This is a genomic window from Clostridium sp. AM42-4, from assembly GCF_003480105.1.
Classification (GTDB): Bacteria; Bacillota; Clostridia; order Lachnospirales; family Lachnospiraceae; genus Brotaphodocola.
Map to the genome: position 1 here is coordinate 26342 of NZ_QUIK01000028.1, position 10123 is coordinate 36464.

The following is a 10123-nucleotide window of genomic DNA, read 5'->3' on the forward strand; positions in this document are numbered from 1 at the left end:
ACACACAAAAAGGAGCGACAGGCAAATGCTGAAATACATTGGGAAAAGACTGATCATGCTGATCCCGGTTATTCTGGTAACCTCATTTCTGATCTTCTGGGCCATGAGCTTAACCGGAGGAGATCCGGCGTTAATGCTTGCAGGCGATAACGCGAAGCCAGAGCAGATCGAGCAGATCCGTGAAGAACTTGGACTGAATGACCCATTCATCGTACGATATGGCAACTATATGAAAGGCATGCTGACCGGAGACATGGGCAAGTCCTATGTGACCAAGCGTGACGTATTCAAGACCTTTATGGAGCGTCTCCCGAACACGCTGATGCTGGGCGGAGCCGCTGTCCTCATTGCCGTAGTGGTATCCCTGCCGCTCGGTATTTACACAGCGATACACCAAAATACATGGAAAGATACAGCGGGTATGATATTCGCCCTGTTCGGCACGTCCATGCCAAACTTCTGGCTGGGCCTGATGCTGATCATCATATTCTCGCTGAAGCTGGGCTGGTTCCCGACGGGCGGTAAAGGAGGTCTGAGCAGTCTGGTGCTGCCTGCGGTGACGGTCGGTTTCGGCCTTGCGGCCCTGATCACCAGAACGACGCGTTCGTCCATGCTGGACGTGCTCCGTCAGGATTACATGACCACCGCACGTGCAAAGGGATGTTCCGAGAAGCAGGTCATCACCGTGCACGGTTTAAAGAACGCGCTGATCCCGATCATCACAGCGATCGGCCTTCAGATGTCCCTGGTCATCACTGGATCTGTTCTTGCGGAGACCGTATTCTCCTGGCCGGGTATCGGACGTCTTGTTTATGATTCCATTTCCAAGCGCGATACACCGATGGTTACGGGTGCGATCATCATGTGTTCCATCCTGATGTGTATCATCAACCTGGTGGTTGACCTGATCTACGCATTCTTTGACCCGAGAATCAAAGCACAGTACAGTAAGAAGGGGTGATACAATGGCACAGGCAAGCGAAATCAAAAAACAGTATAAAAAACGGACGCTGTTCCAGGAGACCTGGCGGCGCCTGACTAAAAACCGCGGTGCTATGCTGGGATTGGCCTTCCTGGTGATTCTGGTACTGGCAGCAGCCTTCAGCCCGGTCATCTTTGACTATGAGAAGGATGTTATCGGCCAGAATATGAAGGACCGTTTGATGGGACCATGTGCAGCGCACTGGTTTGGTACCGACGAATATGGACGTGACTTATTTGCCCGTATCATCTACGGAGCACGCTATTCCCTGATCATCGGTGTCGGTTCTGTGCTTCTTGGCCTGATCGTTGGCACCATCCTGGGTTCCCAGGCAGGCTTTAAGGGCGGCATCACCGATTCCATCATCATGCGCGGCATCGATATTTTCTATTCCATTCCGAACATTATGACAGCGGTTGTTATCGTCTCCCTGTTAGGACCGAGCACCGTAAACTTAATGATCGCCCTGGCCTTTTCCTGCGCCAGCAGCTTTGCACGTATCGTCCGTGCTTCCGTTATGACGATCCGTGACCAGGAGTATGTAGAATCCTCCTACGCCATGGGACTGCCGACCTGGAAAATCATCGTAAAGCATATTCTTCCGAACTGTCTGTCACCGATCATCGTACAGATCACATTGCTGATCGGTACCACCATCATTTCCGCTTCATCCTTAAGCTTCCTTGGAATCGGTGTTCCGGCACCGGCACCGGAGTGGGGCGCACTGCTTTCTGCAGGACGAAGTCACATCCGTGATGCAAGCTATATGTGTATCATTCCGGGTCTTGCCATTATGTTCACCGTTCTGGCACTGAACCTGCTGGGTGATGGACTGCGCGATGCACTGGATCCGAAACTGAAAAAATAGGCAGCTGAAAAATGTTAGGAGGAATAGGGTATGGCTGAAGAGTTAGTACTTGATATAAAAAACCTGGTAGTCCACTACGAGACGGAGGATGCCGATGTCCATGCGGTCAACGGCATTGATCTTTCTATTGCAAAAAAGCGGACGTTAGGCCTGGTAGGTGAGACCGGAGCGGGCAAAACTACCACGGCGCTTTCCATTCTGAATCTGGTTCCGAACCCGCCGGGGGTCATCAAAGACGGCGAGATCAAACTGGACGGAAAAGATGTATTAAAAATGACACCGGCAGAGCTGGAAAAAATGCGCGGCAACGAGGTTGCCATGATCTTCCAGGATCCGATGACTGCATTAAACCCGGTTATGACGGTTGGAGACCAGATCGGTGAGAGTATTGCGATCCACCAGAATATCTCCCAAAAAGAAGCCTTTGAGAAGGCAAAAGAAATGCTGAAAATGGTAGGCATCGCAGAATCCCGTGCCTACGATTACCCGCATCAGTTCTCTGGTGGCATGAAGCAGCGTGTTGTCATCGCGATCGCATTGGCCTGCAGCCCGCAGCTTCTGATCGCGGACGAGCCGACCACGGCACTGGATGTGACGATCCAGGCGCAGGTTCTGGAGCTGATGAAACAGCTCATCCGGGAAAAAGAGATGTCCATGCTGATGATCACCCACGATCTCGGCGTTGTGGCAGAGGTCTGTGAGGACGTGGCAGTTATGTATGCCGGCCGTATCGTAGAAAAAGGAACGGCAGACGATGTGTTCAATCACATGCGCCATCCATATACAGAAGGACTGTTTGATTCCCTGCCGAACTTAAAGCAGCGCGGTGAGGAGCTGGTGCCGATCAAAGGACTGATGCCGGACCCGTCGGATCTGCCGCCGGGATGCGCATTTGCGCCGCGTTGTCCTTATGCGACCGAAGCATGCACAAAGGCAGTTCCGGAGCTGGCATCCGTGGACGGCAGCGAGACACACTTTGTTGCCTGCAGCGCTTATAAAGATCCGGAATTCAGATTAAGGGGGAACCAAGATGGCAGGTAAGACAATTCTTGAGGTAGACAACCTCACAAAATTTTTCAATACCCCGGGCGGACAGCTTCATGCGGTAGACGGAGTCAGCTTCAAGATCGAAGAGGGCAAGACCCTTGGTATCGTAGGTGAGTCTGGATGCGGTAAGTCCACCACCGGACGGACCATTTTAAAACTGCTTGAGCCGACCGGAGGAAAGATCATTTTCGACGGACAGGATATCACCAATTACAGCCGCAAACAGATGCGCCCGCTGCGTCAGGAGATGCAGATGGTATTCCAGGATCCGTTCTCCTCGCTTGACCCGAGACAGACCGTGATGCAGCTCATCAGTGAGCCGATCATCGAACACAAGCTGTTAAAGTCCAAGAGCGATATTGAGGAAAGAACCCTGGAGCTGATGCGGACCGTAGGTCTGGCAGAACGTTACATGAACGTATATCCGCATGAGCTGGATGGCGGACGCCGCCAGCGTATCGGCATCGCCCGTGCACTGGCTGTAAGACCGAAGCTGATCGTCTGCGATGAGCCGGTATCTGCACTGGACGTATCCATTCAGGCACAGATCTTAAACCTGTTGAAAAAACTGCAGGCTGATCTGGGACTGACTTATATTTTCATCACCCACGATCTGTCGGTCGTAAAATATTTCTCCGACGACATTGCGGTTATGTACCTGGGACAGATGGTAGAAAAAGCACCATCCGATGTACTCTTCCAGAATCCGGTGCATCCGTATACCAAGGCACTGCTGTCTGCAATTCCGCTTCCGATCGTCGGAAAGGAAAAGCCGGCTCGCCAGCTGATCCGCGGTGAGATCACTTCTCCGGTCAACCTGCCGGACGAGTGCCGTTTTATGAAGCGGTGTGACTGTGCGACAGAATGCTGCAAGAATGGAAACCCGCAGCTTCGCGAGATCGAACCGGGACATTTTGTTGCCTGCAGCAGGGTAAACGAGTTTTAAGAATGGTTTCATGACAATTTCATCCATACGCGCGAGAGCATAAGAGGAAGCGTAACCATAAGAGCACAGAATCGATCTGTGCTTCTTTGGGGACGCTTTTGTTGTATTTTGCGGACTGACAAAAGAAAAAGGGGGTGTCTGGAATGCTGAAGCTCTGGCCGGTACTGGCACAGTTTTTAGCTCCGGAACTTTGGGTCCAGGCGGAATATCTGATACGCATTGTCGTAGCAGCTTTTCTCGGACTTTTGATCGGAAATGAGCGGAAAAACCGCAACAAATCAGCGGGCATCCGCACCCATGTGATCGTAGCACTGGGGGCAGCACTGATCATGGTGGTTTCCAAATATGGGTTTGCTGATGTGGAAAAGGTGGATTCTGCCCGTGTAGCAGCGCAGGTGGTCAGCGGTGTCGGTTTTCTGGGAGCAGGTGTTATCTTTGTGCGGAACAATCTGGTGAATGGACTGACCACGGCAGCCGGGATCTGGGCAACGGCGGGGGTAGGTCTGGCACTCGGTGCAGGCATGTATGTAGTGGGAATCTGCAGTGCCCTGCTGGTGCTGATGATCCAGTTCGTGATGCACCGGATCGCCTATTTCGCTGATGTGGCATCCGGAGGCCTGATCCGCATGACCCTGGTAAAACAGGAAGGAATCGTGCAGTCTATGGAGGATTATCTCCAGCATGAGAAACTTAGTGTAGTTTCTGTAAAAATCAACAAGACCAAAAAGGATGAGGTAAAGCTGGAGTTCGATGTGGTATTCCCGCCGGGCTATCAGAAAACAAAATTGCTTGCCAGACTGGTAGAAATGGATGAGGTTCTGGCAGTCAGCGAGTAATGAAAGAACTAAGGTGTTTCAAAAACAGAAACGCAGCAAACAAATCTGGTATATGAAGACAGCTGGAATGCTGGTCCCGGATTTGAAATAGAGGAGACAGGAGTATGAACAGTATGAAGTATGATGTAGTGGTCATCGGCGGCGGAGTCATCGGCTGTGCGGTAGCCAGAGAACTTTCCCGGTATCAGGTAAAGGCCTGTGTCGTAGAGCGGGAAGAAGATGTGTGTTCCGGGACTTCCAAGGCGAACAGTGCCATCGTACATGGCGGATTTGATGCGGAACCGGGTTCTTTAAAGGCAAAGTTCAACATTCTGGGAAGCCAGATGATGGAGGAGCTTTCGAAAGAGCTGGATTTCGATTATAAACGCAACGGTTCCCTGGTCCTTTGCTTTGCAGAGGAGGATAAGCCTGCCCTGGAGGCACTCTATGAAAAAGGTGTAAAGAACGGTGTAAAAGGTATGTCGATCATCAGCGGGGACGAAGTAAGGAAAAGAGAGCCGAATATCGAAGATACCGTGGTAGCAGCGCTGGATGTTCCGAGCGGCGGCATTGTCTGCCCGTTCGGTCTGACGATTGCGCTGGCAGAGAATGCATGCGACAACGGTGTGGAATTCCAATTTCTGACAGAGGTGGAAACGATTGAAAAAGAAGCGGAGGGCTATGTGCTGAAAACCAGTAAGGGCGAGATCCACACAGCCTGCGTGGTGAATGCAGCCGGTGTTTATTCCGATCAGATTCATAATTTTGTGAGTGAAAAGAAGCTTCACATTACTGCAAGAAAAGGGGATTACTGCCTGCTTGACAAAGAGGCAGGAAGCCTGGTAAGCCATACCATTTTCCAGCTTCCGACCAAGATGGGCAAAGGCGTTTTGGTCAGCCCGACGGTACACGGGAATCTGCTGACCGGACCGACTGCAACGGATATTGAGAACAAAGAACAGACTGCAACCGTGGCAGAGGAGCTGGATTCCCTGATGAGCCGTGCATCACTCAGCGTGAAGGGCATTCCGTTCCGCCAGGTTATCACTTCTTTTGCGGGACTTCGTGCCCATGAGGACGGAGATGACTTTGTGATCGGAGAGATTTCGGATGCACCGGGCTTTTTCGATGCAGCAGGAATTGAGTCACCGGGACTTTCCAGCGCACCGGCAATCGGCCAGTGGCTGGCTGAAAAAGTAGCAGAGAAACTGAATGCCAAAAAGAAAGAGGATTGGAACGGGACCAGAAAGGGCATCGTACGGCCGGAACTTTTAAGCAAAGAAGAACGGGCAGAGCTGATCCGCAAAAATCCGGCATACGGCACCATCATCTGCCGCTGCGAGAGCGTCAGTGAGGGTGAGATCGTAGATGCGATCACCAGAACGCTGGGAGCAAAGTCCTTAGACGGCATCAAGCGCCGCGTGCGCCAGGGCATGGGACGCTGTCAGGCTGGCTTCTGCACGCCGCGTACCATGGAAATCCTTTCAAGAGAACTTGGCATCCGTATGGAAGAAGTATGCAAGAATGCACCGGGATCTGAGATGCTGACCGGTCAGAAATAAGGGGGAGCGATCATGAGACATGACATTGTAATCATCGGAGGCGGCCCGGCAGGTCTGGCTGCGGCTATAGCAGCAAGAAAAGCCGGCATTCAGGATATCCTCATTTTAGAGCGCGACAGCAGTCTTGGAGGTATTTTAAACCAGTGTATCCACAACGGCTTCGGTCTTCATACCTTTAAAGAGGAGCTGACCGGACCGGAGTACGCAGCGCGCTATATTGCTATGGTGGAGGAGAAGAAAATCCCGTACCGTTTAAATACCATGGTCATTGATATCAATGAAAAACGAGAGGTAACCGTGATCAGCCGTGAACACGGCATGGAAACCATAGAAGCAGGGGCTGTGATCCTTGCCATGGGCTGCCGGGAACGCCCGAGAGGTGCCCTGAACATTCCTGGATACCGTCCGGCCGGTATTTATTCTGCCGGAACTGCACAGCGTCTGATGAACATCGAAGGCTATAGTGTGGGAAAAGAGGTTGTGATCCTTGGCTCTGGTGATATCGGACTGATCATGGCCCGCCGTATGACCCTGGAAGGCGCAAAAGTCAAGGTTGTAGCAGAGCTGATGCCGTATTCCGGCGGTTTAAAGAGAAACATCGTCCAGTGTCTGGATGATTACGGAATTCCATTAAAGCTTAGCCATACGGTAGTGGATATCCAGGGCAAAGAGCGTGTGACCGGCATTACCCTGGCCCAGGTGGGCCCGGACCGTAAGCCGATCCCTGGCACTGAAGAGCATTACAGCTGCGATACCCTGCTCCTGTCTGTTGGTCTGATCCCGGAAAACGAGCTGACTAAAGAAGCAGGCGTAAAGATGAACCAGGTTACCTCCGGACCGGATGTTAACGACCAGCTGGAAACCAGTGTGGAGGGCGTATTTGCGTGCGGCAATGTCCTGCACGTGCACGACTTGGTTGATTATGTATCTGAGGAAGCTACACTCGCAGGAAGCAATGCAGCTGCATACGTGGAAAAGCAGCGCGGAGAGAAGACAGAGCAGGCCCAGCCACATGTGGCAGTCTTAAAGGCTGAGAACGGTGTGCGTTATACCGTTCCGCAGACGATCGATGTGAACAACATGAAGGATCAGGTGGTCGTGCGCTTCCGCGTAGCCGATGTATACCGTGACCGCATCATCTGCGTTTACCTCGACGGAGAGCGCGTCCAGGCGAGAAAGAAAAAGGTTCTGGCACCGGGTGAGATGGAGCAGGTGATCCTGAAGAAGGAAGAACTGCAGAAGTATCCGGACCTGAAAGAAATCGTGATTTGTACGGAGGTGGAGTAAGATGGAGAAGAGAGAGCTGATCTGTATCGGATGTCCGCTGGGGTGCCCTCTGACGGTAACGATGGAAGAAACCGGGATCACGGTAACCGGAAATACCTGTAAACGCGGAGAAATCTATGCAAAAAAAGAAGTGACGGATCCGACCCGCGTGGTGACATCCTCTGTCCATGTAAATGACGGTGTGATTCCTATGGTATCTGTAAAGACGAAGGAAGATATCCCAAAAGACAAAATCTTTGCCTGCATGGAGGAAATCCGCAGGGTTTCTGTTGCAGCGCCGGTCCATATCGGAGATATTGTGATCGAAGACTGTGCTGGTACCGGAGTGCCGGTTATTGCGACCAAGAATGTGGAAAGGGCGTAACTGGTTTGACATAAAATGTTTTCACAGGCCCCGCCCGTATAGACATGCGGGTGGGGCTGTGCTATGATACGGGAAGATGATGATACATCAGTTTGCAGGTGATTTGCGCAAACGGTATGCGCATCTTCGAAATTACAGATAGAGAGATTTTGCCGGTCTGGAATGTGATGTACCGGCAAAGGCTTGCTGCCGGTCACACAGCAGCAAACAGACAGGAGGACAGGAAGATGAAAGTATATGCGCACAGAGGTTACAGCGGCAGATACCCGGAGAATACCATGCTGGCATTCAAAAAGGCAGAAGAAACCGGCTGCTATGGAATTGAACTGGACGTACAGCTCACAAAGGACGGAGAGGTTGTGATCATCCATGATGAGCGGGTAGACCGTACCACGGACGGAACCGGCTGGGTAAGAGACTACACGCTGGCTGAGTTAAAGAAACTGAATGCGGCAGCAGTCTGGAATGGTAAGTATGGATTTGAACCGATCCCGACCCTGGAAGAATACTGCCAGTGGGTAAAGGATACCAGTCTTGTGACAAATATTGAGATCAAGTCAGGTGTTTATTATTATGAAAATCTGGAAGAAAAGACACTGGAGATGGTGAAAAAGTACGGACTGGAGAAACGGATCGTATTTTCTTCTTTCCTGCATTCCTCCATTACCCTGCTCCGGAAACTGGCACCGGATATCCCTTGCGGAGCCCTGGTAGAGTATGATGATCTCGGAAATCCTGGATATTACTGCGAGAAGTTCGATTTCCAGTATTATCATCCGGGTGTAAAGGCTTTGACAGAAGATATGGTACTCAGCTGTAAGGAACACCATATTCCGCTGAATGTCTGGACCATCAATGATATGGGGGCGCTGGAACAGATGGATGAATGGGGCGTTGAAGGTGTGATCAGCAACTACCCGGGTGTATGCAAAGGATGGATTGACAGTAAAAAATGATAAAGGCAATCGATTTATTGGAAATATCACCGGTGATCGCAGCGATTAAAGATGATGCCGGTCTGAAAGAATGCCTGGATACGGAATGCCAGGTCGTATTTATCCTGTATGGAAATATTTGCAGTATTAAAAACATTGTTTCTGAATTGAAAAGTCATGGAAAGTACGCCATGGTGCATGCAGATCTGGTCCAGGGACTCGGATCAAAGGAAGTGGCGATTGACTTCTTGAAAGAGCAGACAGGGGCCGATGGCATCATCAGCACGAAGCCGATGCTGGTACGCAGGGCACAGGAACTGAAGATGTTCGGCATTTTGCGTGCTTTTATCATTGATTCCATGGCGGTAGACAACACCAGAAAGATGCTGGAGAGCTTTCACCCGGATATGATCGAGATCATGCCCGGAGTTATGCCGAAGATCATAAAAAGTCTTCGCGGCAGCACCAGTATCCCGCTGATCGCAGGCGGACTGATCTCAGAAAAGAAAGAAGTTATGGAACTGTTCGAGGCAGGAGCGGACGCAATCTCTACGACCAGGCAGAAACTCTGGTATATTTAGAAACTGATCGTGATATATCCGTTCGTAAGAAAACGTAGTATTTAGAAGTATGGCATGCCAGATGCATTTTAGTGCGGATATCTGGCATGCTGTATTTTTGTTTCATAGGAAATTGCTTTTTTCATAAAAAGCCTGTTGTTACCAGCATAGTGCGGACATAATATAGTCTTGGTTAGCTGTAGAAATGGGGGTTCAAACGAGAAAAACGAAAAAAATAAAAAAATGTAAAAAATAGGGTTGACAGGAACAATAAGGTATGCTAAAATTCATCAAGTCGCGTGTGACGAGCAAGACATGAACGAAACACCGATAAAAAACTTAAAAAAGTTCTTGACAAAAACGAAAGCTTTTGGTAATATAGTAAAGCACGTTTGAGGAGAGATATCGAAGTGGTCATAACGAGGCGGTCTTGAAAACCGTTTGTCCGCAAGGGCGCGTGGGTTCGAATCCCACTCTCTCCGTTGGACAAGCGAAAGGCTTGCCGATGACAATATAATATTTACTGATGTTCAGGCATCGGGACTTTGCAGAAGTACCCAAGAGGCTGAAGGGACACCCCTGGAAAGGGTGCAGGTCGTTAATAGCGGCGCGAGGGTTCAAATCCCTCCTTCTGCGCTTCATCTTCAAAAAAGATGAAAAAAGTTGTTGACAAAGCGAAAACAACGTGCTAAAATATCGAATGTTGCCGCTGAGAACAGCAACAACATGAACCTTGAAAATGAAAGATTGAACAGTG

The 10123-nt window shown here is 50.4% G+C and carries 10 protein-coding genes and 2 tRNA genes; all 12 read left to right on the forward strand.

Annotated features, from left to right (window positions below):
• Nucleotides 1-25: 25 nt before the first annotated feature.
• The 12 genes from DW922_RS16210 (at nt 26) to DW922_RS16265 (ending at nt 10002) form a co-directional block, all read left to right on the forward strand.
• Nucleotides 26-961: an ABC transporter permease gene (locus DW922_RS16210; RefSeq protein ID WP_118727115.1), complete on the forward strand. Its 936-nt coding sequence runs from the start codon at nt 26-28 to the stop codon at nt 959-961.
• A gap of 4 nt (nt 962-965) precedes the next feature.
• Nucleotides 966-1850 (forward strand): ABC transporter permease, encoded by an 885-nt coding sequence (locus DW922_RS16215; protein ID WP_118718843.1) that lies wholly within the window; start codon nt 966-968, stop codon nt 1848-1850.
• 30 nt (nt 1851-1880) lie between these two features.
• Complete coding sequence (locus DW922_RS16220) at nt 1881-2891, forward strand: ABC transporter ATP-binding protein (RefSeq protein WP_118718844.1); 1011 nt, start codon at nt 1881-1883, stop codon at nt 2889-2891.
• A complete protein-coding gene (locus DW922_RS16225) occupies nt 2881-3843 on the forward strand; it encodes an ABC transporter ATP-binding protein (protein WP_118727116.1) in 963 nt (320 codons plus the stop codon). Before DW922_RS16220 ends, DW922_RS16225 begins: the two co-directional genes overlap by 11 nt.
• Before the next feature lie 143 nt (nt 3844-3986).
• Entirely contained in the window at nt 3987-4679 is a 693-nt protein-coding gene (locus DW922_RS16230) for an MgtC/SapB family protein (RefSeq protein ID WP_118718846.1), read from the forward strand.
• A gap of 104 nt (nt 4680-4783) precedes the next feature.
• On the forward strand, nt 4784-6220 hold the full coding sequence (locus DW922_RS16235) for an NAD(P)/FAD-dependent oxidoreductase (protein WP_118727117.1): 1437 nt from the start codon (nt 4784-4786) through the stop codon (nt 6218-6220).
• Nucleotides 6221-6229: 9 nt separating this feature from the next.
• Nucleotides 6230-7507: an FAD-dependent oxidoreductase gene (locus DW922_RS16240; protein ID WP_118718848.1), complete on the forward strand. Its 1278-nt coding sequence runs from the start codon at nt 6230-6232 to the stop codon at nt 7505-7507.
• A 1-nt stretch (nt 7508) separates the two neighbouring features.
• A complete protein-coding gene (locus DW922_RS16245; RefSeq protein WP_118718849.1) occupies nt 7509-7871 on the forward strand; it encodes a DUF1667 domain-containing protein in 363 nt (120 codons plus the stop codon).
• A gap of 227 nt (nt 7872-8098) precedes the next feature.
• Nucleotides 8099-8827 carry a glycerophosphodiester phosphodiesterase gene (locus DW922_RS16250; RefSeq protein ID WP_118727118.1) on the forward strand — a complete coding sequence of 243 codons (729 nt, stop codon included), beginning with the start codon at nt 8099-8101 and terminating at the stop codon, nt 8825-8827.
• Entirely contained in the window at nt 8824-9387 is a 564-nt protein-coding gene (locus tag DW922_RS16255) for a glycerol-3-phosphate responsive antiterminator (protein WP_118727119.1), read from the forward strand. Before DW922_RS16250 ends, DW922_RS16255 begins: the two co-directional genes overlap by 4 nt.
• Nucleotides 9388-9762: 375 nt before the next feature.
• A tRNA-Ser gene (locus tag DW922_RS16260) sits at nt 9763-9848 on the forward strand.
• A 65-nt stretch (nt 9849-9913) separates the two neighbouring features.
• Nucleotides 9914-10002 (forward strand) — tRNA-Ser (locus DW922_RS16265).
• Nucleotides 10003-10123 lie beyond the last annotated feature (121 nt).